This window comes from Bythopirellula goksoeyrii, assembly GCF_008065115.1.
GTDB classification, from domain to species: domain Bacteria; phylum Planctomycetota; class Planctomycetia; order Pirellulales; family Lacipirellulaceae; genus Bythopirellula; species Bythopirellula goksoeyrii.
Window position 1 is genome coordinate 6,110,461 of record NZ_CP042913.1, and the last position, 24,015, is coordinate 6,134,475.

A 24,015-nucleotide genomic window follows, 5' to 3' on the forward strand; every position below is an offset into this window, starting at 1 on the left:
AAAAGTTTTTTGAGTTCAAAAATTGCTGCGAGAAAAACAGAACTCTGGCCGAATTCTGCGGCGGTGATCGAAGTATCTAGAATTTCGATCCTCGCAGCGACAGGATCGGTCCCTTGAATATTGTCGACTGAGGCAACTCGTGTGGAGAACGTGTGGATTGGTTGTTGGTGGAAGGTGATTAGCGGTTTGGCGGCAACCGGAGACTACGTTGCTGGAGGACTTCGTCGCATTGGCGGAATAATTCCTGGCAGCTGGAGCGTTCGACGTGGGGGAGTATCTGGCACTTTGGCTCGCGGCGCATGTGGGTGACAAGTTGGGCGGGGGAGAGGTCCGAGGCCTGGGGCCAGTAGTGGTTTGCGTCCTCCATGGTGGACGCACCGAACACGACCGTTTCCAATTCGGCCCAGATGCAAGCGGACATGCACATCGGGCACGGCTCGCAGGTGCTGTAGAGAATTTGGCCGTGGAGTGAGAGTTGGCCGAGCTTGGTTGTGGCCAGGCGAATGGCGTTCATCTCGGCGTGATTGGTTGGATCGGAATGTTGGATGACCGTATCGTAAGCCTGAGCCACTAGTTGGCCGCTCTGGAGATCGTAGATCGACGAGCCGAAGGGGGACGGAAACTCGGTTGCCAACGAGGTCGAGGTGAACTCGACGAGCGCAATCATCCGCTCACGGTGCTGAAGATCATCCGACGTGGTCATGGGGGGATAGTGGTTGGTGGTGAGGGGTGAGAGACTTCGCGCTTTGCTGCGCTGCGCTCCGCAACGCGGCTAACACAATCAAAACTGCGCTTCGTTGCCGGAGGGGAGTGTTACGCGGGGGGCGGCGGGGCCGTCGATTTGTTGAAGGTGCTCGAGTGGTTTCTCGCGTAGGCGGAGGAACTTGAATCCTACGAGGCGCGGTTTGCCGGCGGCATCCTTGATGGCATTATCCTCGGTCGAACGGGCAATGTACTCATCGATCGGCTCTTCGCGTACCTGTGGCGGTGTGGAATGGATCAGATGCACCTCGCCATTGGGGCCGTGGGCAATCAGTCCCACATGGCCCACAAACACGCTGCCTCCAAAGGTTTCGTTGGGCGGGGCGTCTGGTTTGACGGTCGCCCGGACGATGTTCACGAAGTCGCCGTCTTGTAATTCCTGTTTTGCCTCGTCGATCTCGACATACGGCAAATAAATGTCTTCATGCTTTTCGACGGGGACATCCACCTGCAACTGGTAGCGGTTCTTGAAGAATCTGGCGCGATCGATCGTTTCACTGAAGTCTACAGCCTTGTCACCGGCCAGTGGTGCTGTGATATCTTCCACGAGCCAACGATTCGAGATGTTCCAGTCGACCTCGGTATAGTGGTTGCGGGTGGTGACACCCAGTTGGCCATCTCGATATCGAATGCGCTGCAGCATCTTCATGAAGCTGGGCCAGTTCTGCGCGAGCGCCATTGCATACGTGTGCTCGGCGAAAACGACGCAATCGCTTTTACCCAGGCAGTAAATGGGCTGCGGGTCGTAGGGTTCGAAAGGCATCTCGCCAAGCAAGTAGAGTTCATAAGGCTGACCGATGTTTTTGCGGGCGAGGTGGATAATGCGCTGGCGGAGATCAGGTTCGGTGGCGCTGAGGAATCTTAAATACGTGTCGACCTCAGATTCCGTGAACTCATAGAGTGGCTGGTCCTGGAGGCTGGCGATTTGGTCAGCGTCGAGGCCGAGTCGCTCGCAGGCGGCGAATTGCTCGTTGATCTGGGCCACCGATTCACTGCCCGGCACAAGAGCGACCAGACCTGCGACCAAGGCAAAGATATCTAAAAAAGTTAGCACTCGTCCCATCCTGATATTCCTGAACTAGTTCGCACTTGCTGCTAAAGGTTTACAATTCAACCTACTACTGATCCCGAACGCAACTGCGTCCGAGCCCCTCGGGTGAGGTTCCTAGCTTCACTCTCCCATTTATGGTACCGATAGAATACTGTCGGGACCAGCAACTACTTACTTGTTACTTGCATTGGGAATGAAAAGCCGTGACTATTCGCTCCGTTCACAATATCTCTCCCCAACTCGGCGAGCGGGTCTACATAGATTCAGCCGCCACTGTTATCGGCGATGTCACTCTTGGCGACGATGTGAGCGTTTGGCCGGGGGCCGTGATTCGGGGGGACTTGCTGCCGATCAAGGTGGGGCATCGCTCCAACGTGCAGGATAATTCTGTGTTACACACCACGCACAAGAGCAAATTCAACCCGGACGGGTGGCCGCTGACGATTGGCGACGACGTGGTGATTGGCCATCGGGCCGTGCTGCATGGTTGTGTGGTGGGTGATCGGGTGCTGATTGGCATTGGGGCGATTGTGAATGATGGGGCGGTGGTTGAAGACGAGGTGATCGTCGGGGCGGGGTGTTTGGTGCCGCCGGGGAAAGTGTTGGAGAGCGGATTTGTGTATGTGGGGAATCCCTGCAAAGTCTTGCGACCGATTACGGAAGTGGAGCGGGAGTTCTTCAGTTATTCGGCGGGGAATTATGTGCGGTTGAAGGATCGGTATTTGGCTGGCGGTGAGTAGCGGAGGAACGCACTCTGCTGCGCTGGGGCTCCGCATCGCGGCTAACAATTCGATCTGCCTCGCGGTTATCGTTGGGCTTCGAGGGGTTCGTTGATTGCGTCTTCGGCGACGCGTTCGATTGTTTCTTTGCGACGTTCACCGGGTGCACCTTGCAAGCGTTGATAGGTGTAGATGCCAGCGACGATAGTCATAAGTGAGCCCGCCGCGATAAAGAAATACAGCACCCAGCCGGCGAATCTTGTCAGGAGCTTGTGTTGTTCCTTGGTGTGCTGAACGCCCAAGAGGGAGCGACCGAGGGCTTCTTGGGCGGCTAGTTCTTTGGCAGCGATCAGCTTCTCCTGAGCTGTGACAGTGGAAGTAGTTTGAGGGAAGAGAGTTGAGTGTTGAGGACTAGGAGACCACTGGTTCGAGGGGGCTGGTCGCAGTGCTTGGGAATCTTTCACAAAACCAAGATGCTCGCAGACCGTTGCCCCGCGGAGTTCCCATTTGTGGATGAGCGCTTTAAAGCCTTTGTGAGTTTGGAGGGCTTGTGCGAAAGCGTCGGCTTCGAAGGCGATGGCGAGGCTGTTGGTCTTACGATCTGTGCCGTAGGCGAATCGGCCCAAAAGCGTGCCAGCGTAATTCTGCAGTTCTCCCACTTCGCCAATGGTTGGCTGATTCCCACGAGGGAAGAGTAGATATCGATAACCGCTCATGGAAGCGTCTCCTGTCGCGGCCAACGGCATCCCCCCCGCAGCCATGTGCCAGGATCACTATATACATTTTATGGTTTTGAATTCGTTAGAAAAGGGTGTAAGATGATTGAGGTCAATACTAATCGTCCAATCAACTCTTCACCTCTAGCCCCAGGGAAGCCTGATTTAATGCGAACTACTACTCGTCGATATTTTTTGCAACAAGGGGCTTTGGTTGGTGGAGCGCTCGCGCTTGGCTCTCGAGCTTTTGGCGCGACAAGTGCCAATGAGCAAGTGAATTTGGGTGTTATCGGTTTGGGGTGGCGCGGGGGGCAACTTATTGATGCCTTTGGCCGAGTTCCTGGGGTGAAGATTGCTGCTATCTGTGATCCAGATAGTTCGCTCGTTGATGAATGGTCTGCGAAAGTACCCGATGCCCAGACATTTTCGGATCTTCGCGGTCTGCTCGATCTGGCTGAGATCGATGCCGTAGCGATTGCCACTTGCAACCACTGGCACTGTCTGGCAGCGCTGTGGGCAATGGAAGCGGGGAAGCATGTCTATGTCGAGAAGCCGCTGTGCAATGCCCATTGGGAAGGAGTGCAGGTCGTCAACGCGACGGACAGGTACAAAAAGATTTGCCAGATCGGCACGCAACAGCGTTCAGCCCCTTTCCTGGGTGAGCTCAAGCAATTATTGCATGAGGAGAAACTACTGGGACCGATCGAGTGGGTCCGAGTGAATCGCTTCGGAGTGCGAGCATCGATTGGCAAGCGAGAGGCACCGCTGGCGCCTCCAGCGACGCTCGACTACAACCTGTGGCTCGGCCCAGCGGAAGATCAGCCAATCTATCGCGAAAAGTGGCACTATGATTGGCACTGGGATTGGAACACCGGTGCTGGTGAGATGGGCAACTGGGGCGTCCACATTTTGGATGATGTGCGGAACAATGTGTTTCAAGATTCTGTTGCTTTTCCTCAACGGGCGATTGCAGCAGGAGGCCGGTTCGGCTGGCACGATGCGGGCAACACGCCCAATGTGCATTTTGCTCTCTTGGACACGGGAACGATTCCTGTGGTGATTGCCTTGACCAATCTTCCAGACAAGCCCGGCAGCGAATCGGCGCCAAAATGCCCAGGGCCTGGCAGTGGATACATTGCGTATTGCGAAGGTGGACGCCTGGAAGGCCAGCGAGGGAAAGCCCAATTCTTCGACTCCGAAGGTAAACTGATCAAAGAGTTTTCCGGGAACGATGGCATGGGCGCCCATCAGGTAAACTTCATTGAAGCGATCCGAAACAATTCGCCAGACTCACTTAACGGGCCCGTGAACGAAGGACACCACTCGACGGCTTGGTGCACACTAGCGAATTATGCCTACCGCGCTGCCCAGGAAACGGCGACAAGTGATTCAACAGATCCTAGCGTCTTGGTTGAACAACTTGGGGCGGACGCTAGGCTCTCTGCCGCGGCGGCTACGATCCTAGAGCAACTCAGCCAAGTGGCAGCCAACAACCAACAAGGCATTGATGCTCTCGAACTTACCCTGGGTCCCGTACTCACATTCGACTCAGCAAGTGAGCAGTTCACAGGTGAACACGCCGAAGTGGCGAATCAATACTTGCGTACTCTTGGACGTGGCGAGTTTGTGGTGAAGGAAGTTTGAACGCGAGGGGATCGCTAAGCCGCAAGCGGTTGGCTAGAGCTTGCGGATGGTGTCGCCGGTGCGCACGGTGCCCCCTTGGACCACGCGGGCGTTGATGCCACGGAGGTGCAGCCGCTTGCCTTCAGGGGAATTTACAAACTTGGTCGCATCGGGGCCGAAGCGCTGAGCGAATTTCTTGCAGCCGGTGTGGGGCTCGGCAGTCACTTCCAGCACGGCCGAGCCGATGGTGAGCTTCGAACCAACGGGGAGATTCTCGTCGCTCAAATCGAAGTCGACATAGAGTTGATCCCCAGCGAGTTGCCACCGCTCGCGGTCCTGCGCCAAGAGCGAAATCACACGACTGTTCATGACGTTGATCTGAGTGTCGGCATTTGCCGGTCCCCCGCGGTAGTCGCCGCGGGTGAGCCAGCTATCGCCGAGCAAACCTTGCTCGGGGTCGACTTTCGCTTCGAACAGCATTTGTCTCTGGTCGACATCGGGGCGGCAGACGATCATCTCCAGCACGCCGTTGTCGGAAGGGGATTGGCGGATATGCTCGAGCTGCGATTCCATTTCGTCGAGGGTTAGGTGCAAGGTTTGATGCATAGTGAGAATCTCCATTAGGCGAGCCGGGGCGTCCTCGCCCTCGATCATTGCCGGGGTCGAGGACGACCCGGCTCGCTTACAGGATGACATGTTTACCATGAAGGGGGTTCACCGCTTGAACTCTTTCCCCATCAGGCGGCGCAGCAGTGCGATTTGGCCTGCGTGAACCAATTCGTGCTGGGGGCTGTACTCGATGGCACCCAGCTTGGTGTCGAATGCCGGATGCGGTTTATCAAGGGGAACATCCAATTCTGCATCCGTGTACTCGGCGATTTCGCTGAGGACCTGGGCCTGGACGCCGTCAAAGATCCGTTGAATCTCGGAGAGCGGGGGATTGTTCGCTGCGCCGGCCAGGGGAGTTGAGCCGATGCGGAAATTTTCAAAAAACTCCTGGGGGATGATTGCGTCGTCGCTGTCTCGATGGCCCCGCACTCGCAGTAGGCAGAGGCTATATTGCGAGGCGGCTAGATGGGCTACCTGCCAGGCGACATGGGTGACAAACCCTGGCGGAGTCCAAAACCACTCTTCATCGGAGAGTTCCGTGAGAAACTGCTTGGTGTAGCCACGGGCGAACTCGATTCGCTCGGTTGCGGTTTGGATGCGGTCGCGGGACATGGGAGGTTCCTCATGGACGAAAGTTGCACTGAATTGTAGAGCCATTATCCCCTTTGTCCGGCAAACTGCAATCCGCGCAGCAAAACAGCCCGCTGCAAGAACGCAGCGGGCTGTTGAACTATTACTATATGATTCGTGCTCGTCAGGCACCTGGTCGACGGAAATATTGGTAGGCGGAGAGTACTTCGTACAAGTCACGTGAGATCGTAATATCGTCGTTATCGAAATCGCTGAGCCACGTTCGCTCGCTAGTCACCGCGTCAACGATTAAGGGCAAGACCTCGCCAAACGAGACTGTGACGCAGTCTTCGCCGGTTTCGTTCTTGGTAACGACCGGCGAGTCGTTCTCAACAGGACCACGGTAAATCTTCAGATGAGTAGGCATAACGAGGGTTCCTTCCCAGCGCATAAGGGCGAATTAGTGAGCGCAGGCATCCTTGCCGCGCACCGTCTCAGTGTCGCCCCCCGGTCCGTACTCGAAGTATCGGCGGCACGGGTTGATGGACTTGGAACCAATTTGAAGAAAACAACGATTTTTCCGACAATGCCTGCTAGCAGATTTGAGAAAGGCTTGCTGGCGTGGGAGATAGCCGACTCGTGGGGCAGCCGTTTTGGCTGCCATAGAGTTCAGTTAGATGTCCAAGATGGCTGCCCCATGTAGGGGTTGTCAGGATTGCAAATCGGGGCGAAGATCGGCAGTTCACAAACACGCAGTGCCAGCACTGATTGCATCGCAAAGAGAACTATGGATTTTAAACAACGACTACAAAAAGCGACCGAACGTGGCCAACATGCCCGTGACAAAAAGGAACGGGTGGAAGCGGCCAAGGCCATGAGCGAGGAAGAGTGCCGCCGGGTTCACAGCGGCTACCGCCTGGAACTCACCGACCACATCGAAAACTGCCTAAAACAACTTGCCGATCAGTTTCCGGGTTTCAATTTTGCCTCGGTTGCCGACGACAAAGGTTGGGGTGCTGCGCTGAGTCGCGATGATTTGTCGCTCAACGAGGGGAAACGCGACAATCTCTTCAGTCGCTTGACAATCACCGTCGCCCCCCACAATCAATATCATGTACTCTCGATCGAAGCCCGTGGAGCAATCCGCAACAAGGAAAGCTTCACCCGCAGCCATTATCAAATGCTCAAGGACGTGGACCTGGACCACTTCCGGCAACTCATCGAGCACTGGGTGCTGGAGTATGCCGAGCAATATGCGGGTGCGTGACCGCTAAGCCACCCGCCACGGTGGATGTTCGACAAGCTACTGCTTAAGCTTCGGCCAGGGTCAGCTCGCGGAGGGCGTCGAGGCATTCGCACACGGTTTCTGGGGTAGCATCTCGCCAACCTTCGCGGCGATGGGCGATGATTGCCAGTTTGAATTGCTCGAACGCGTCGGCCAAGTCGTCGGGCAGCAGTTCCACGTCGACATTCAAGCGTGTGCGTTTCGCTTGCGTCGTGGCGGGGGCAGGTTCGTCGTTCTCTTCGGGAGCGGAATCTTGGGAGACGGTCTTCTCTTGTGTTGAATCAGGTGTGGAGAGGGATTTGACGGGGGTTGATTTGGCGGGGGTAGTTTGAGCGGGTTCTGATTCTTGCAGGCCCGCTGAAGCGGGTCCCGCCGTCGGGGAGTCGAATTCTGAAGACTGCTCTAGTTCAGTTTTTTGTTCGGATTCGGGGGTGCCGAGAGTTTCCCAACGTTTGCCGCGCATTTGCGAGACGGACCACTCGTTTTGAATCGCCCCTTCGAGCCACATGGGGGCATCGTCCCAGTCGAGGGCGGCTTGGAAATGGCTCCAGTAAAGGCCCGGGTATTGTTCCCACTCTTGGCCGAAGCGCTGGGAAACTCGCCGCAGGCGACCAACATGTTGGCTCGTGACGCCACCCACGAGTTGGGCCCAGGATTCATCCGAGTAGTCGGTCACGGCGGCGCCCTCGGTCATGAGGGCTTCGCGCCATTCACAGATGATGCGACCCTTTTCCCAGTTGGTCGTGCTGACCAAGCGATTCCACTGGCCGACGAACTGCTCGGCAAGCTGGCCACCCTCTTGCGAAGGAGCAATCGTCTGCGTTTCTGTGGAAGTATTCTCGGTATCTGGTGTCATGGGAAGCGGATTCCTTTCGAAGTGTGAGTCGCACGGAGAGGATAAGCGATCTCCGGGGGGCGGATTCTAGCATGGCTACCAACCGACTCACCACCACTAACAGCCACTTCACCGAGAAGAATTCTGGGGCAACTTTGTCCACAGAGCCATGCAACCGCTACGCCTAGCAGAATTTAACACACGATGGTGCTCTGACCACGACGAACAGCACCAACAGAACCAATCGTCTTCTGGGGAAAACCTGTCGGCAAACACTTACACCGTTGGTGGTCGTTCATCCGATTGGAAATCGCAGTTCTTGTGCGCTCCATCGCAAAACGGCTTGTTTTCTGAGTGGCCGCAACGGCAGAGGGCGATCGCCGGTTTTTCGGGATTGAGTGTGAATGCTTGGCCCTGAGAATCGAACAACTGAAACGGGCCTTCGACGACGAAGGGGCCATTGGGACGCATACGAATTTTGACTTCAGACATAGAACTCTCTGCCTTTCTAGATAGGAGGTACCGCTTAGAGGGTTCAGAATACTCGAAAACGGCGCAAGCGCGTAGTCACCTACTATTTCTCTGACGTCTCGCTCTCGTGCAGGAGGAACAGTACGCGCATCGGCGGCGGAGAGTCCGCATCTTTCTTGGCAAGTTTCCGTTTCTTGTCGCTAGAATCCAAATTGCGTCTAGATTGGATTTGCTCTTCAAGTTGTTTTCGTTCGACGGGCGATTGATTGTTTCGTAGCTTGGTGGCCCAGGCTTGTTGTTGCAGGCCCGCTGAAGCGGAGCCCGCCGTAGGTTCCGAGGCAAGGTCAAGCGAGTTGAGCGCGGCGATCACGCCTTGCTGCTCGGGAGTGACGACATAATTTTGTGGGGCGGCTTGCTGACGCATTGGTTTTTCGTATTGCCGATACTGTTCGAGTTGCTCAGTGGGTTTTCCACCGCTGACCGCATTCGCGGGTTCATCGATTGTGAGCGACTGGATCGCTTCGGTGTCTTGACTGCACGCGAAGAAAAACTTGGCAAGTTGTTCAGGAGGGGCTTCCACGAAAACCATCTCTGCTGCGGGGGTCTGCGTCTTTCCCTTAGGCTGAAGAGATTTCGATTCATCTTTGCTCGAATCACTCTGCGAGGCAGCTCCCGCCACTCCGCCATCACGAGATTCGGCATACAAGCCTGAACCACGGAATGATGCTTTGGCATCCTGTTCGACGGGCTCGTCAACAATTTGGATGTCATTAGCGACAAGTAGACGATCGAAATGTTCTGCGCCCGAACGCAGGTCTTTGAGTGTGACATGTACGAGTCCCACGTTGGATTCTGGCGCGATCAAGCTGCCTGCAACGTGGTCGACGCCGAGTGCAACAGCGGAATCGGTTGCCATTTCCCGTACTATATCAGACCGTTCATCACTCGGCGCGGCGGCAATTCCCTCCGTTGAAGATTCGTCTCGCAAACGGGGCGCGCCGAATGCGTCGGCTTTCGGTACCTCTTCGATCGCCTTTAACTCTGATAATGCCTGGGGAGCGGATTCGTCCTTTGCATTAGCTCGTTCTTTGCCGACTGGAGCCTTGTCGATTTGGGCAAGTTCGACTTCCTTCTCGTTGCCTGCTGGCTGGTAGAACATCAGCATCAATAGCGCCGCCGTGGCCAGCAAGGGCCAGAGTAGACGCTTGCGCATAGTTAGTTCACTCGGTTGAAGGGGAACTGAGGGCCCGTCGATCTGCTGGAAAACGGCGGCACGCATGTCCTCAGTCGCTTTAACTCGAGGCAGAGACCGCACTTTCGAAGAAACGGCCTCCAATTCGGCGACCAACTGCCGGGCCTGTGGATCCTCAGCCAACCGTGCCTCGACCATGGCGCGCTGCTCGTCGGTGAGTTCGCCATCAACATAGGCGCTCAGCAAAGAGTCGTCGAAATCGGGTTGGTTGTTTAGTTCTGACATGGACTTCCAACTAGTAGCTCTTTCATTTGCATTCGAGCGCGGAACAGGCGGCTGCGGACGGTGCCGACTGGCAACTGGAGGATCTCGGCAATGGTATCGTAGGAGCAGTCTTCCATTTCGCGCAGGACCAATATTTGGCGATGCTCGTCGCTAAGCTTCAATAAAGCGGACTGGATAACTTCTGCCTGTTCGACTCGCAGCAATCGCTCATCGGGTGCGACTTCGTTATCAATCGGCTCTTGTCCAACATTCGCTTTCATCATATCAATCGACAGTTCTTCATCGCGCCGCCTGTGCCGCCGGCGATGGGAGCAGGCCAGATTCAATGCCACACGATACATCCAGGTATAAAACTGGGACGAGCCACGGAACGTGTCGAGCTTGGTGTACGCCTGAACGAAGGCATCCTGCAGCACCTCGCTGGCATCCTCGGCATTGCCCAGCACTCGGAGCAAGGTATTGAACAGCCTATCCTGATGCCGCTCCACAAGCGTTCCGAAGGCCTGACGGTCCCCCCCTTGGGTAGCTGCCACCAACTCGGCGTCGCTGGGTCGAATCTGGGTCACACTCTTAACTCATCTACTATTTTGACGTAGGACGGCGACGAATAGTTCCCGCAGGGGCGAATCTGCTACCATTGAAGCATGGAACCACTTCAGTGGATAGACGACGAGCTTGGCGAGCGGCAACGTGCCGGGTTGCTGCGCACACTCCCCCCTCCCCTTACTACGGCGGGAGCGGTCGTGGAGGTCGCAGGAAAATCGATTATTAATTTTGCGTCCAACGACTATCTGGGGCTCGCCGCGGACAAGCGGCTTTCTGAGGCTGCCATCGCAAGCTTCCATCAACAAGGAGTGGGCCGCGGAGCCAGTCCGCTCGTGAGTGGTCGCTCGATGGTTCACGAGGCCCTCGAAAAGCGGCTTGCCGCTTTCTTCGGCACTGAAGCTGCCCTGCTATTTCCAACCAGCTTTGCCGCCAATGCGGGGATCATCCCGGCACTGGTTGGTATGGGGGATGCAATCTACGGCGATGAGAAGAATCACGCCAGCATCATCGATGGTTGCCGACTCGCGCGGGCGGAGCGTCACATCTATCCCCACGCGAAGATCGATGCGCTGGCAACGCTCTTAGAGGCCGGGAAAAAATATCGGCGGCGGTTGATCGTGACAGACACGCTGTTCAGCATGGATGGCGATCTCGCACGCCTACCGCAGATTGCCGAGTTGGCTCACGAACACGATGCGATGTTGATGGTTGACGAAGCCCATGCGATAGGGGTGTTCGGAGCGAATGGCCGGGGTGTGGTCGAACATTTTTCCGCGGCACATCCTAAATTGCCGGAGAGAGTTCATATCCGGGTAGGATCGTTCGGCAAAGCCTTGGGAGCGGCGGGGGGATACGTCTGCGGCTCGGCAGCGCTCATCTCCTGGTTGGCAAACACCGCACGAACCTATGTTTTCTCGACGGCACACCCAGCCGCGGTGAGTGCCGCGGCGCTAGTGGCGCTGGATCTGGTAGATCGCGAACCAGAACGTCGCCGGGGCCTCTTGGAACGGGCCGCAGAATTGCGTGAACGGCTCACAGCCGACGGCTGGAACACCGGCCGCAGTGAGAGCCAGATTATTCCAGTGATTCTCGGCTCGCCTGAACGGACGATGGAGATCTCCGAGAAACTCCGCGACCGCGGAATCTGGGCACCAGGCATTCGGCCGCCCTCGGTGCCAGCGGGAGAGTCGCTGTTGCGGCTAGGGTTTACCGCGGGGCATACCGGGGAGATGGTTGAGCGGCTTCTGGAGACACTCAAGAAAGTGCGTCGAAGCGAATGAGGATGTCACGTCAAGATTGATCACGGTTCGCTAATTTCAGCGAACCTTCGTAAAGGGTGTCGGGGCAAACGTCTTGTTCGTTGGGCCAAGCCACTGTCCCATTTTCAACCCGCGCTTGGCGAAAATAGTCAAGATCCTTCAACTCTTGAAAAATCCCAAACTCTAGATGAGGATTGAAATCGTAGATGCCAACTTCACCACTCTCGAATTGGAGTTCGAGTGTGTGATCATCCTTGGCTACAACGGTTTTCACGCGGGGATTCATGTCGGCCTATTTCAATGGCGGAATTTTATTGGGTAGTTCGCCGTTAACCGCAAGCTGCCAACCGTCAAGTAACTCTTGGCGATGTATTTCTATCCATGCTTGTACTAATCTAATTTTACCAGGAGGCAGCCCGCCTTCCAGTATCTCACCATCGGGAATGGCGAACACTGCTTCTTCGCTTTGGTATCTTGCGTGGATATGGGGGAGATTGTGCCGTTTGTTGTCCAAAAAATACATGGAGACGACTATTCCATAAAATCTGGACAATACAGGCATTATTTCAATATAACCTGCGAGGGCGTCTCGCCACAGAGGGCTGGGACACAGGCCGCAGTGAGAGCCAGATTGTTCCCGTGATTCTCGGCTCGCCTGAACGGACGATGGAGATCTCCTCGAAACTCCGCGACCGCGGAATCTGGGCACCGAGCATTCGGCCACCCTCGGTACCGGCGGGAGAGTCGCTGCTGCGGCTTGGTTTTACTGCGGGGCATACCGGGGAGTTGGTTGAGCGGCTTCTGGAGACGTTAAAGGTGATTGGACGGCACCCTGGACCAGATATGAGGGATATACCGATTTGACGTAAGTTCCCCGCCAGTAAAAACTTGACGCTGGCCATTTGGCTACTTAGGATCGATATTAGGGGACTTTTTGTACTTCCAACGTCCCTCCCTGAAACTACACCGCTCGATCACACAGATCGATGAGGAGACTCTGTTGGCACTCATTCTGCAAATCGTATTGGCCATCGTCCTGTTGCTGGGATTGGTGTCGGTATTCTTGAGTGCTAAGAATTGGCATTGGAGCCAATTCGTGCTCATCTTGTTTATCATGCTCACCGCGGTCGGCTTCCTCATACTCGCCGCCGAAACCATGCGAATTCATCGTGGTCTTCGCGCAAAGCTGCCAGGCATGGAAAGCCAACTCGCCTCGCTCGAACAACAAAACGAAGTCCTCTTGCGAGGAATTGAAGAAGACAAGGGGATCATTCAGCTTGAGCATCGCCTGCAGATGCTTACCCGTGATCGGGGTCGTGCCTGGCGACAGGTTGCACCGGCAGGTGCCTTGAACGAAAAAGGGCAAATTGAAGTCTCTATTGCCAACCCCAAGCCTCACGGCTTAGATGCCGAGACCATTGTTTATTTATTTGAGTCTGGGAACGCCAATCCAGCCAACCCAGCGGATGGCCGCCAGTTTCTGGGAGAATTCAAAGTCGTCGAGTCCAGCGAAACTGGTGTTGTCCTCGAGTCAACGCAATTGTTGGATCAACGCACTGGAGAACGGCTCGCCCGGAGCGAAGGCCCGTGGAGTCTCTATGAGTCCATGCCCTCCGATAAGTACGATACGTTTGCCGGCATAGAGGAAGCCGAACTTCGTAAACGACTCCCTGCTGCGGTCGTCGAACAGTACCTGCGGCATGGCCAAGAAGCCACTCCTGATGATGACCCTAGCGATGTGATTGGTTTTGATGAGAACGATGTGCGGCTTGGTCCCAACGAAATGGACAAAGCGGTGAAAAAGGTCTACAACAGGCCGCTACGAGATTACACGTTTCTGTTTGCCGAACTGGGACGTCAAAAGGCGGTGCTCTTGGCTAAGCGAGATGCCCTCATTGAGGACAATGCAAAATGGGCAGCTACTCTGGCCAGTGCCGAGAAGCTTTCGGAGTTTCGTGAGCAAGAAATCAAGCTGCTCGAGGAAGATTTAGCCGGCATGAAAAAAGACCGCAAGGCGATTGACGAGCATCTGAAGGCGGTGAGCCAATCTCTCAAAAACGCACGAGAGTTGATTGACAGCCTGCTGGCTGAGAACTCCTCTTTAGCCGATCGGCTGGCGGCACGGGTGCAAGAGTTGCGTCAGATCATCGACTCGACAGTCCCGGCGACGGCGGCGATTGGGATTCCCTAGTGTCGCTAGCAGAGTGAACAATCCATCGGCTCAAAGTGTCATTCCCGCGCAGGCGGGAACCTAGAAGCAACGTGCCGCCTACTAGATACCCGCCTGCGCGAGGATGACTTGACATTTCTTGGCGTAGTCTCGGAGTCCATCGTAAGCTACGATTAATTGCATGGGACTCTACGATCGCGACTATGCTCATGAACCTCAGCAGGGAGTGCAACTCCGATTGCCTGGTTCGATTACCAACCGAATTATCCTGATCACGATAGGCTGCTATCTCTTGCAGCTTTTCCTCGGTATGCCATTTACCGAGAAGTTTGTCTTGTATCCTGATTGGTACAGCAGGCCATGGAATGCATATCGGCTGCTTACCTATGGCTTCCTGCATGATCCTAATTCTCTCTGGCACATTGGGTTCAACATGTTTGCCCTGTGGAGCTTTGGCAACCAGGTGGAACGCGTCTATGGCAGGGAGCGATACACGTGGCTGTATCTGACAGCGATTGTGGTGGCTGGGCTAATTTGGTCGCTATCTGAGGCAAGCATGGGCCGACCTGCCGGAATCGTCATGGGTGCCTCGGGGGGTGTGGTCGCCGTTGTGATTCTGTTTGCACTGAAGTTCCCCCACGCCAAGGGAATGGTGTTCCCGATTCCCATTCCGATTCCCATGTGGGTATTGGCAATTGGACTGGTGCTGATGGATCTGCAAGGCGCCATGTCGCGCGGGGGCGATATCGCCTTCACTGCCCATTTAGGTGGAGCCCTCTATGGCTGGTTATTCTTCATGACTGAGTGGACCCCCGCTACGCTATTCCATCGACTTTTTGGTGGCCTGCCGAAGATGAAAGGTCCTTCGTTGCGAGTTCATGAGCCAGATGAAGAGAATGCCTCTGACCTCGAAGTCGATCGCGTGCTGCAAAAGATCCAAGAGCAAGGTCGTGAGAGTCTCACCTGGCGTGAGAGACGAATTTTGGAAAAGGCCAGTCGTCAGTATCAGAATCGCCGCAATTTGTAGGCAAACTGCTCGCGCGAAAGGAATCGCACAAGTATGGTTCGACAGCGAAAGAGATTGCTTTGGCTTCTAGCGGCCCTGCTGCCGCTTCCCTTTGCGTACGGTCTGCGCGATGTTGATAACGAACCGAATCCGGAGTCCGTTGCTGCTGTCACAATCGTTCCTCTTCCCCGTGCCGACGGCATGGTACGGTTGCCCGAAAGCGTCTTCCTGATGGGGACGCCACGCCCTGGCCCGGTTGACCAACGCCCCGTGCATCGAGTGCGGTTGAAATCATTCTGGCTCGACAGGACTCCTGTTACGAACCGGGAATTCGAGGCGTTTGTCGCAGCGACGGACTACACAACCACGGCCGAACAACAAGGTTGGTCGCTCTTGTTCGATCGCAATCGGGCTCGTTGGAATGAAACCGAAGGAGTAAGCTGGCGTCATCCGACGGGCGCCGATAGTTCGCTGGTAGGCAAAGCTGAATACCCCGTGGTGCATGTGAGCTGGTCTGATGCGGTGGCTTACGCCGCCTGGGCAGGCAAACGTCTTCCCACCGAGGCGGAATTTGAATTCGCATCCCGAGGGGGACTTAGCGACACGGCCTACGCATGGGGTCGGGAACTGACTTTGAGTAATCGGCTGCAAGCCAACTACTGGCAAGGCAAGTTTCCGTTTACCAACTTGCAGCTTGATGGTTTTTATGGAGTGTCGCCCGTAGAATCGTTCTCTGCAAACTCCTATGGCTTGTTCGACATGGCGGGCAATGCTGCCTGTTGGTGTGCTGATTGGTACGCAGACGATGCTTATGGAAGTAGCCGTGCGGATACCGGCGATGGTCCCACGACAGGCACCGAACGTGTGCTGCGTGGCGGGAGCTGGCGCTCCACGAGCGAGAAAGGAAACGGCTTGCAAGTTGGCGACCGCGAACATGCTGCTCCGACAACGACCAGCGACTACATCGGCTTTCGCTGTGCTCGGGATGTGAAGGAATAGCCATCGCCGGGGGGCGGTGGTTCACCTCAATGCACCCATGGCTATCCAGCAATGGCTACTAAATTGCATGAAAGTTCGTTTTTCTGCCTGGGTTAATTGCCTCCCTCGAAATCGGTTATACTAGGAGCCTGACACAACGGGATAGAAAACATGTCTGAATCTCAAACGATCCTGATCACTGGTGCCTCAGGGCTCATCGGCTCTGCCTTGACCAAGGCACTCGAAGCCGATGGGCACAAAGTACTGCGCGCGGTTCGAGAGAATGTTCAGAATCCCCAGGAAGAAATCCATTGGTCCCCTGTCTTAGAAGAAATCGACCAGCAGAAACTCGAGGGGATTGACTCGATCGTGCATCTGGCCGGCGCGAACATCGCTGGCAAGCGGTGGACCGAGTCGTATAAAAAACAGATTCTTGAAAGTCGGACAAAGGGAACTAGCCTGATCAGTGAAGCGATTGCCAAGATGCAACGCAAACCTCGGGCGTTTGTGTGTGCCTCGGCGATCGGGTATTACGGTGACCGCGGCACGACAGAGCTTGATGAAACGAGTTCCCCCGGGGGTGACTTTCTCGCCGAAGTCTGTTTGCAGTGGGAACGCGCTTCTCTGCCGGCCCAGGAGGCTGGTATTCGCACCGTCAATACACGCATTGGTGTGGTACTTAGCCCCAACGGTGGGGCACTGAAAACAATGCTACTCCCTTTCAAGATGGGAGTCGGAGGGGTGATCGGCGATGGCAAGCAGTCGATGAGCTGGATTGCTCTTGACGATGTCGTGGGTGCGATGCAGTTTGCCTTGGCCCATGACACTCTTTCCGGCCCGGTGAATTTGGTCTCTCCCGAGTGGGTAACTAATCGCGAGTTTACCAAGACGCTCGGCAAGGTGTTGGGCCGGCCGACGGTTCTGCCGATGCCCGCCTTTGCTGCGAAGTTGGCCTTTGGCGAGATGGCCGAGGCGTTGCTGCTCTCCAGCACTCGCGTGATTCCGCAGCGATTGGTCGCGGAGGGGTTTGCCTTTCAGTATCCGCAATTGAAAACAGCGCTAGAACATCTCTTGAAATGATCGTGGGGCAGGCTTCTGGCCTGCCGAGCGTCAGCGACATGCTGGAAGCCTGCCCAGGGATATGCTACGAAGCGCTAGCATTGCCAGCGGGGCTTTCTCTGCAAGCAGACTTTTTTCTGCATTCGCGATATTTTTTGCAGGCGCAATTATCCTCAAAGTCGATAAGGGAGGAAGCGGAGGTGCGCAATGGGCGTACTCGCAGGTGGTCTTTGACCAAATCAACCCTACGAGGTTGTTGAACGAAACACTCTCGCCATTCGACGCGGTTGGCGAAGGGTTACACGCTGAGGAGGAGCGTTCCATGCGAGGGGGCTATTCGAAAAAGATGTTTGCCAACGGAGCCACGCGACTAGCGGGGTTATCGTTCGCGGGGTTGCTATTGGCTGGTACTGCTTTCGCCGAGCAGGACGACGTAGGCTACGAACAAATAGCCGAACGACCCAAGGCCGAAAAGTCCATTCTCGTCGCCAAAGGCGCCATTGCCGAGGCAGAACCTACTGCTGCCCCTGCGAAGACTCGCAAGCGAAGGCGGCTCGAACCGATCGCGAATATTTCGCAGTATGAACCCGATTTGGCAGAACCTCGCAAAACGGGAATCACCGAAACCGATTTGACCCCCGAGAGGATTTCCCAACCCGAAAACGATAGGCACCCGCTGATATCTGATCTAGCGGAAGAAGCGGAAGACATTGAAACCGAGCTCTCTATTGAAAGCACGGACGAAGAACTTTCGGTTGAAGGCCTGGTCGGACTTGAGGCAGTCACTTTCCACGGTATTACTCCTGGAGTCTCACTTCGCAGCGAGGTCCTTGCCGATTGGGGAACTCCCGAATCTGGCGATACCCAGGGAGAAACACTCCACTATCAATTCGAAGGTCTGCGCTCGGTGGATGCTACTTTTGAAAAAGACCGAGTGAAATCTATCGCCATCATCCTCGAGAAACCTCTGCCGACGAGCGAGATGATAGCCAGCTTGGAATTGGAAGAGTGCCGACCGGTGACTGTGAGTGACGCCAAGAAGTCGCAATTTGCTCATGTCTATCCCGAACGGGGTGTCGTGCTGACGGTATCCAGCACCGCCGGCATGGTGGTCGCCTCGGATGAAGAGACCGACACTCTCGAAGAGCAAGTGAGCGATGTGCTGCTAGAGACCATCAACCCGGCAGCGTTTCTGCTGCGGGCCAAAGAGACCGCACGCGCGAACTTGTCCCAGAGCATTGCTGACTTGGAACAAGTGGTGATGATGGATCGCAATTCCGCCGAGGCAAGACGACGATTGGCGGATTACTACTTGTCCGTCGGCAAAGCCATCACCGCGGAGCGCTATGCCGCCGAAGCTGTTGACTTGGAGCCCGACCACCATCCCAACCGACTGCAATGGGCGAAGTGTTTGAGCCAGTTGGCGCGTTACGATCAGGCCGTGGATCAAGCTAAGCAGGTTCTCGAAGGGAGCGGTGTCAAACCGATGGATAAGGCGCGTGCCCTGGAAGAAATGGCACAGTTGGCTTCGCTTGGCTCGAATGATGTTGCCCAGAAGGCAATTCCCTTGCACACCAAGGCGATCGAAATTGCTGACAAACTGGCCAATAGCGAAAACACGGAGTCACGCCACGCAGCACAATGTTTGTTGATTGACGCCCATCTGGCAATTGCTATGCAGATTGCCCAAGGGAATTTCCAAGATAAGAACCGCGCCGTACCCCAGTGGCTCGAACGGGCATCTGGACTGGCTGAAGCCCTGATTGCTGAGGATTCTATTTATCTGCCACGACGACTCCAAGTCGCGGTGAGTGGCCTGGCGGCTGCAACAAATTTGGATAAACCGATCGATCCCAAATTGTGGATCGAAGAATCTGAAGAGACTGTGCGCCTGTTGGAAGAGGCGATCACGGATCGACTCACTTGTAGCCAATTCGATTGGCAATTGGGAATGGCTTATCTGCATGCTGCCGATATAGAACATGTCCGCAGCCAGGCGGCGTCGGCCAAGCGATTCGGTGAGCTGGCCGAAGAAAAACTCAGTGAGCTATCACGACAACGTGACGAATTGCCTGATACGGGTTACACCATGGGACGGCTGTACTTTCAGATCGGTGCCGTCTATGCGATTCATGAAGACGACCATGAGGCTGCCTGCAAATGGTATCATCAGGCTGCTGATTTGTTGCTCAACCCTGTGCCAGTAACGACATTGGCCGTGCCTCAACAACATGGTGATGCCTTGGTGAGCATGGGAGTTTCCTACTGGCGCACTAACGAGCGAGAGCGCGCCGTAGAACTGACGCTTGCTGGAGTCGATTTAATTGAGCAAGCAGTCGACGCCGGGTTACTCGGATCGACGTCGCTTGCCATTCCTTATGAGAATCTCTCGGCCATGTATCAGGCCTTGGGCAAAGATGAACCAGCCGCTCGTTATCAGCTGCTTGCCCGCAAACTCGGCAGCGGAGAGGGACTGGAGAGTTCGCGGAGGTGAGTAGGTGAGTAGGTTTACTCTCAGGGCTCGCTGATCTTTTCTAGCCATTGGCGGGAGCCCATGGTTGAAGTAGCAGGAAATCCGCAGGCCTGGCGCCAACGGCTACTAGGAATGTGCCTGTGTAGAAATTCTTGGCTCAATGGGTTACCATTGAGCACATGTCGAACTTTGATCCTACGAAGTATGGCCCGGCGTTGGCAGAACTGATCGCGTCGGCCGAGCCGATGTCTCTGGATGCGGGCGACGCAGATATCGCAAACCGCCCTGCCCTTTCCGCTTTATCGCTTGAGAGCACTTTTGAGCATGTCTCGATTGTGGACACCGACATGGCTCGGTGTTGTTTGTCGGGAGTGTGGCTGCTGCACAATTTTCTTGATGAGTCCCACACGATCAGCCAAGGGATCTCTACGCCCTCGGGAAGCTACTGGCATGGAATCATGCATCGCCGCGAAGGGGATTATTCCAATGCCAAGTACTGGATGCGCCGCGTCGGCGAACATCCGGTATTTGACGAGATGGCTGAGCACTCACATAACTGGGATCCGTTTAGTTTTGTCGACGACTGCGAGCGGGCCGTGGGCAGCGGTAATCAAGCTGAAATCTCGCCTTTGCGTTCTCAGCAACATCTGGAATGGCAGATGTTGTTCGATTTCTGTTACCAGGCGGCGGTTGGGCGTTAGTACAGGAGTTCGCTCCACGGGAGCAGGCCCTTGAAAGCAGCCCTCAAAAGTCGATACTGAGGGTTGTTTCAAATCGAATCTCCCACCCCCAATTACCCATATGAAAGGTCCCACCATGTCACGTTCCGGAGCAATTACGTTCAAAGGCAATCCTATGACTCTCGCAGGCGATGCCGTCGAGACGGGCAAGCCGGCCCCTGATTTCAAACTGCACTTCTTCAAGGAGGGCATGCAAGAACTCACGCTGGCCGACATGAAGGGCAAGCCCACGATTCTTAGCGTGGTTCCTTCGCTCGACACGCCTGTCTGCCAGACGCAAACCAAGAAGTTTAACGAAACCCTTGGAGAACTTGGCGACCGCGTGAATGCCGTCACGGTGAGTCTCGATCTGCCGTTTGCGATGAATCGCTTTTGTGGTGCCGAAAACATCACCAACATCCAATCGGCCAGTGACTACCAAGATCGCACTTTTGGCAACAACTGGGGCACTCTGATCGAGGAACTCAAGATTCTCTGCCGGGCAACCTTTGTGCTCGATGCCGATGGCAACGTGGTTTACGCCGAGTACGTGCCTGAAGTAACCAGCGAACCCAATTACGATGCAGCAATGGAAGCCCTGCAAGGCCAACTGCAAGCTGCTTAATTGCGCTGGTGTTCACGATGAAAAACCTTAGCCGGAGGCACACCTGACTCCGAGATCTCACGTGCTTGACTCCCGGAGGGCGTGGCCCTCCGGCTAAGGACGACAAACTCTTATTGGGAACGAAGAACCATGGGTAGATTTCTGGCGATCGTTATCGCTTTGGTCATCGTTGCGCTGGTGATCAACAACTGGCAGAGCAAAAGGAGGGCCGCCGCCGAGAAGGGGGACCATGCCGCGGTCGTTGCTCCCAATGAAGATCCGCCCAATGAGATTTCTCCGAAGAAGTTGGCCGAGTATTCTGGAAAACTGGATACGGCAGTTGAGGGTGCTTCTCCAAAGAAACTCGATACCGTGGACGGAAAACTCAAGAAGCTCTTGCACAATAGGGATACCAAGGGGGAACTCGCGACGGACGACGCGAAACCATCGTCACCAGAAGCAGAAGCCCCCAAGGTAAAAGAAGAACCAACGGCGGAGGTCGCTTCAGCGAACCCGAAACCCACCCCAAAGCCCGAACCCAAATCGGAATCAACCCCTTCCACTGAACCTGAAACCAAACCCAGTACCGATCCCAAACCGAAATCTCAACCCGAAACCAGCGCCCCACCTAAACCCAGTACCGAGCCCGAGAATGTAAAGCTTGGCGACGGCGCACTCCTAGGCGGCATTCCTGGCGAGGGAGATCTCACGATGGAGCAAATCGAAACCTGGCTCGGCGATCCTAAGAATCACGCCGTGTTGCTACCGGAACTCCCCCTGGGGCTTGAGGCCGGTGCCTCGGCGATTGCAGGGATTGAAGAAAATCCACTCACTCGGGCGAAAATCGAACTGGGTCGGCAACTGTATTTTGACACACGGTTATCCGTTGACGATACCATTAGCTGTGCAAGTTGCCATGATCCGGAGCATGGTTATGCCAAAGATACGCGTTTTGGAGTGGGCGTGAAAAAACAGGAAGGGAATCGCAACTCGCCGGTCGCCTACAACCGCATAGTGAGCAGTGCGCAGTTCTGGGACGGTCGTGCCGCCTCGCTCGAAGACCAGGCGATCGGTCCGATGGCCAATCCCATTGAAATGGGCAATACCCATGAAGTGGTAATGCAAACAATCTCCGGGGTTCCCGGTTATCAAAAGCAATTTACAGCTATTTTTGAAGATGGCGAGACGATTGAAAACGCGGGTAAAGCGATTGCCAGTTTTGAGCGAACGCTAGTGACCGGCCCCGCGCCATGGGACCATTACCAGGAGCTCAAGAATTTCGAGCGGGCCTACGCGGCTGACATCGAAGACCTCGATGCCCTGCAGGAAGAGGATGAAGAACTCTACAACGACTACATGGAGCTAAAGAAGGCAAGCGAAGCCAACCCCATCAGCGAGTCGGCAGTTCGCGGTGGAGAACTTTTCTTTAGCGACAAAGCTGGCTGCACCGCCTGCCACGTGGGTGCCAACTTCACCGACGAGAAATACCACAATCTCGGCGTGGGGATGGATGCCGACGAACCCGATCTAGGTCGGTATGAAGTGACGAAAGAAGACGTCGAGCGCGGGGCGTTCAAGACACCCACGGTTCGCAATATTGCACAGACGGGTCCCTACATGCACGATGGTTCGCAGGAGACGCTCGAAGAGGTAGTCGAATGGTACGTCAAAGGAGGACATCCGAATCCCCACCTGAGCGAGAAGGTGAAGAAGCTCGATCTCACCGATCAGGACAAAGCGGACCTCGTGGCGTTCATGAAAGAAGGACTCACCGGTTCGCTGCCACCCGTGGAAACGGGTCGCCTACCGAAGTAGTTCTCATAAACTTCCTATTCTCTTTAACAGCCTTCGGCGGAAGCCGATGGTTGAATGCCAGAGAAGAAAACCATCGGCTTCCGCCGACGGCTATTATGGCTGTTGGTCCGCTGGCGCTTTGGCTTCGCTTTCATCAACGACATGGGCATCGATCACGCGACCTTCGACCACGGTCGAATTGCCGCGCACCGTATCCTCGCCGGTGCCATCCCAAACGTTGACCGACTGCACTCGGACATTCTTCGCAAACCAGTGGCGTACGCCTTTCATCACCAGCGAACGCAACGGTGGAATCAACAGAGACAGTCCGAAGATGTCGGTGAGTACACCGGGGGTGATGAGCAGCAGTCCGGCAACCAGGATCAGTGCCCCATCGCCCAAGGCTTTGGCCGGGAGCATCCCTTGCTGCATTTCACTCTGCATGCGATTGAGCGCCTGAAAGCCCTGCCAGCGGGCCAATGCCGCGCCTGCAATTCCCGTGGCCAAGACGACAGCTATCGTTGTCCAGAAGCCAAACACACCGCTCAACTGAACCAGGAGCCAAAGCTCGGTAAGGGGTAGGAGCGTGAATAGGAGTAAGAGTTGTAGCATGATGTCTTCATGGTACGGGGTTGGGGTGTATATTAGTAGGCCCGTAGAAAGACAAGCCTTCTTTCGGACTTCGCGATTATTTCTGATAGTTGATGTTGGAATACAAATTGACGCGATTTTCTTGTCTGCCCATACTCTACGGCTCAGAATCGCACGAACCGGCTCCGTCGGAATCATGCTAAAGTTTCTTTTCCATTGGACAGATCGGAAAAAGTGAAACATGAGCTATCCATTCTCTGGCGACCCCGAGAACATCGAGAGGGACACGCCCTCGCAAACTGGCGATCGATTCGACGAGATGCGACGTGTGGCAAAGTATCAACGCTGGGTTCTCTTTGCAGTACTCGCAAATGTCACCCTGTATATTCTGTTCATAATTGCAAGTGTAAACGACGAAGCCCCAGCACTTAAGTTTGCGGACCGTATCTTGTCGATTATCGTTTTTTTCTTCTCGATCTATGCCATTTTCAAGTTGGCGAGAGAACTGTTCAGTACCGGAATCGCGGTATTATGTGCCATCTTAATTTTGGTTCCTCTTGTTGGGCTTATCACGTTACTTGTGATTAATCAGAAAGCCACCACGTATCTACAAAGGCGTGGAGTCCATGTTGGTCTCATGGGGGCTAATCCTAACAACATTTGAGAAGCAGGTGTTACCCTGCAAAACCTATCTTGAC

Annotated in this window: 27 protein-coding genes; 14 read left to right on the forward strand and 13 right to left on the reverse strand. The window is 55.2% G+C overall.

Annotation, left to right across the window (positions count from 1 at the left end; all coding sequences use genetic code 11):
* Window positions 1–178 precede the first annotated feature (178 nt).
* Entirely contained in the window at window positions 179–703 is a 525-nt protein-coding gene (locus Pr1d_RS24145) for a nucleoside deaminase (protein ID WP_148075923.1), read from the reverse strand.
* Window positions 704–781: 78 nt separating this feature from the next.
* Complete coding sequence (locus Pr1d_RS24150) at window positions 782–1,816, reverse strand: N-acetylmuramoyl-L-alanine amidase-like domain-containing protein (RefSeq protein WP_168205463.1); 1,035 nt, start codon at window positions 1,814–1,816, stop codon at window positions 782–784.
* A 200-nt stretch (window positions 1,817–2,016) separates the two neighbouring features.
* Here Pr1d_RS24150 and Pr1d_RS24155 point away from each other — a divergent pair, with 200 nt between their 5' ends.
* Window positions 2,017–2,553 (forward strand): gamma carbonic anhydrase family protein, encoded by a 537-nt coding sequence (locus tag Pr1d_RS24155; RefSeq protein ID WP_148075925.1) that lies wholly within the window; start codon window positions 2,017–2,019, stop codon window positions 2,551–2,553.
* Window positions 2,554–2,618: 65 nt separating this feature from the next.
* Here the strand turns inward: Pr1d_RS24155 and Pr1d_RS24160 are convergent, their stop codons facing one another.
* Window positions 2,619–3,248, reverse strand: a complete 630-nt coding sequence (locus Pr1d_RS24160) for a hypothetical protein (RefSeq protein ID WP_148075926.1) — start codon at window positions 3,246–3,248, stop codon at window positions 2,619–2,621.
* A gap of 168 nt (window positions 3,249–3,416) precedes the next feature.
* On the opposite strand from Pr1d_RS24160, the gene Pr1d_RS24165 reads away from it, so the two are divergent.
* Window positions 3,417–4,892 (forward strand): Gfo/Idh/MocA family protein, encoded by a 1,476-nt coding sequence (locus tag Pr1d_RS24165; protein WP_148075927.1) that lies wholly within the window; start codon window positions 3,417–3,419, stop codon window positions 4,890–4,892.
* A 33-nt stretch (window positions 4,893–4,925) separates the two neighbouring features.
* Here the strand turns inward: Pr1d_RS24165 and Pr1d_RS24170 are convergent, their stop codons facing one another.
* From Pr1d_RS24170 to Pr1d_RS24180, 3 genes are all read right to left on the reverse strand, one after another.
* Window positions 4,926–5,477: an MOSC domain-containing protein gene (locus Pr1d_RS24170; protein WP_148075928.1), complete on the reverse strand. Its 552-nt coding sequence runs from the start codon at window positions 5,475–5,477 to the stop codon at window positions 4,926–4,928.
* Between the two features lie 108 nt (window positions 5,478–5,585).
* Window positions 5,586–6,092 (reverse strand): DinB family protein, encoded by a 507-nt coding sequence (locus Pr1d_RS24175; RefSeq protein ID WP_168205464.1) that lies wholly within the window; start codon window positions 6,090–6,092, stop codon window positions 5,586–5,588.
* 142 nt (window positions 6,093–6,234) lie between these two features.
* Window positions 6,235–6,477, reverse strand: coding sequence for a hypothetical protein (locus Pr1d_RS24180; RefSeq protein WP_148075930.1), 243 nt, complete (start codon window positions 6,475–6,477; stop codon window positions 6,235–6,237).
* Between the two features lie 360 nt (window positions 6,478–6,837).
* Between Pr1d_RS24180 and Pr1d_RS24185 the strand changes: the two genes are divergently transcribed.
* Window positions 6,838–7,317, forward strand: coding sequence for a hypothetical protein (locus Pr1d_RS24185; RefSeq protein WP_148075931.1), 480 nt, complete (start codon window positions 6,838–6,840; stop codon window positions 7,315–7,317).
* Window positions 7,318–7,360: 43 nt separating this feature from the next.
* Here Pr1d_RS24185 and Pr1d_RS24190 read toward each other — a convergent pair whose 3' ends face one another.
* From Pr1d_RS24190 to Pr1d_RS24205, 4 genes are all read right to left on the reverse strand, one after another.
* Window positions 7,361–8,191 carry a hypothetical protein gene (locus Pr1d_RS24190; protein WP_148075932.1) on the reverse strand — a complete coding sequence of 277 codons (831 nt, stop codon included), beginning with the start codon at window positions 8,189–8,191 and terminating at the stop codon, window positions 7,361–7,363.
* Window positions 8,192–8,446: 255 nt separating this feature from the next.
* Entirely contained in the window at window positions 8,447–8,662 is a 216-nt protein-coding gene (locus Pr1d_RS24195) for a CDGSH iron-sulfur domain-containing protein (RefSeq protein ID WP_148075933.1), read from the reverse strand.
* Between the two features lie 82 nt (window positions 8,663–8,744).
* Window positions 8,745–10,118 (reverse strand): anti-sigma factor family protein, encoded by a 1,374-nt coding sequence (locus Pr1d_RS24200; protein WP_148075934.1) that lies wholly within the window; start codon window positions 10,116–10,118, stop codon window positions 8,745–8,747.
* Window positions 10,106–10,684 (reverse strand): RNA polymerase sigma factor, encoded by a 579-nt coding sequence (locus tag Pr1d_RS24205; RefSeq protein WP_238476582.1) that lies wholly within the window; start codon window positions 10,682–10,684, stop codon window positions 10,106–10,108. The genes Pr1d_RS24200 and Pr1d_RS24205 overlap by 13 nt, the downstream gene beginning before the upstream one ends.
* Window positions 10,685–10,762: 78 nt before the next feature.
* Between Pr1d_RS24205 and Pr1d_RS24210 the strand changes: the two genes are divergently transcribed.
* Window positions 10,763–11,944, forward strand: coding sequence for an aminotransferase class I/II-fold pyridoxal phosphate-dependent enzyme (locus Pr1d_RS24210; RefSeq protein ID WP_148075935.1), 1,182 nt, complete (start codon window positions 10,763–10,765; stop codon window positions 11,942–11,944).
* 10 nt (window positions 11,945–11,954) lie between these two features.
* Here the strand turns inward: Pr1d_RS24210 and Pr1d_RS24215 are convergent, their stop codons facing one another.
* Both Pr1d_RS24215 and Pr1d_RS26815 read right to left on the reverse strand, forming a co-directional pair.
* A complete protein-coding gene (locus Pr1d_RS24215) occupies window positions 11,955–12,197 on the reverse strand; it encodes a DUF2442 domain-containing protein (protein ID WP_210417824.1) in 243 nt (80 codons plus the stop codon).
* 18 nt (window positions 12,198–12,215) lie between these two features.
* Window positions 12,216–12,485 (reverse strand): DUF4160 domain-containing protein, encoded by a 270-nt coding sequence (locus Pr1d_RS26815; RefSeq protein ID WP_148075937.1) that lies wholly within the window; start codon window positions 12,483–12,485, stop codon window positions 12,216–12,218.
* Between Pr1d_RS26815 and Pr1d_RS24225 the strand changes: the two genes are divergently transcribed.
* The 9 genes from Pr1d_RS24225 (at window position 12,398) to Pr1d_RS24265 (ending at window position 22,747) form a co-directional block, all read left to right on the forward strand.
* Window positions 12,398–12,787, forward strand: a complete 390-nt coding sequence (locus Pr1d_RS24225; RefSeq protein WP_168205465.1) for an aminotransferase class I/II-fold pyridoxal phosphate-dependent enzyme — start codon at window positions 12,398–12,400, stop codon at window positions 12,785–12,787. The two genes, Pr1d_RS26815 and Pr1d_RS24225, sit on opposite strands and share 88 nt — an antisense overlap.
* A gap of 70 nt (window positions 12,788–12,857) precedes the next feature.
* Window positions 12,858–14,114, forward strand: a complete 1,257-nt coding sequence (locus Pr1d_RS24230) for a hypothetical protein (protein ID WP_148075939.1) — start codon at window positions 12,858–12,860, stop codon at window positions 14,112–14,114.
* A gap of 160 nt (window positions 14,115–14,274) precedes the next feature.
* Window positions 14,275–15,120, forward strand: a complete 846-nt coding sequence (locus Pr1d_RS24235) for a rhomboid family intramembrane serine protease (protein WP_148075940.1) — start codon at window positions 14,275–14,277, stop codon at window positions 15,118–15,120.
* Between the two features lie 33 nt (window positions 15,121–15,153).
* Window positions 15,154–16,098 carry a formylglycine-generating enzyme family protein gene (locus Pr1d_RS24240; protein WP_148075941.1) on the forward strand — a complete coding sequence of 315 codons (945 nt, stop codon included), beginning with the start codon at window positions 15,154–15,156 and terminating at the stop codon, window positions 16,096–16,098.
* 150 nt (window positions 16,099–16,248) lie between these two features.
* Window positions 16,249–17,157 carry a TIGR01777 family oxidoreductase gene (locus Pr1d_RS24245; protein WP_148075942.1) on the forward strand — a complete coding sequence of 303 codons (909 nt, stop codon included), beginning with the start codon at window positions 16,249–16,251 and terminating at the stop codon, window positions 17,155–17,157.
* A gap of 61 nt (window positions 17,158–17,218) precedes the next feature.
* Window positions 17,219–19,630: a tetratricopeptide repeat protein gene (locus tag Pr1d_RS24250; protein ID WP_168205466.1), complete on the forward strand. Its 2,412-nt coding sequence runs from the start codon at window positions 17,219–17,221 to the stop codon at window positions 19,628–19,630.
* A gap of 158 nt (window positions 19,631–19,788) precedes the next feature.
* On the forward strand, window positions 19,789–20,310 hold the full coding sequence (locus Pr1d_RS24255; RefSeq protein ID WP_148075944.1) for a hypothetical protein: 522 nt from the start codon (window positions 19,789–19,791) through the stop codon (window positions 20,308–20,310).
* A gap of 115 nt (window positions 20,311–20,425) precedes the next feature.
* Complete coding sequence (tpx, locus tag Pr1d_RS24260) at window positions 20,426–20,953, forward strand: thiol peroxidase (protein ID WP_148075945.1); 528 nt, start codon at window positions 20,426–20,428, stop codon at window positions 20,951–20,953.
* A gap of 129 nt (window positions 20,954–21,082) precedes the next feature.
* Window positions 21,083–22,747: a cytochrome c peroxidase gene (locus Pr1d_RS24265; RefSeq protein WP_238476583.1), complete on the forward strand. Its 1,665-nt coding sequence runs from the start codon at window positions 21,083–21,085 to the stop codon at window positions 22,745–22,747.
* A gap of 93 nt (window positions 22,748–22,840) precedes the next feature.
* Here Pr1d_RS24265 and Pr1d_RS24270 read toward each other — a convergent pair whose 3' ends face one another.
* Window positions 22,841–23,338, reverse strand: a complete 498-nt coding sequence (locus tag Pr1d_RS24270) for an FxsA family protein (RefSeq protein ID WP_168205467.1) — start codon at window positions 23,336–23,338, stop codon at window positions 22,841–22,843.
* Between the two features lie 220 nt (window positions 23,339–23,558).
* On the opposite strand from Pr1d_RS24270, the gene Pr1d_RS24275 reads away from it, so the two are divergent.
* Window positions 23,559–23,981 (forward strand): DUF805 domain-containing protein, encoded by a 423-nt coding sequence (locus tag Pr1d_RS24275; protein WP_148075947.1) that lies wholly within the window; start codon window positions 23,559–23,561, stop codon window positions 23,979–23,981.
* The last annotated feature ends 34 nt before the right edge of the window (window positions 23,982–24,015 follow it).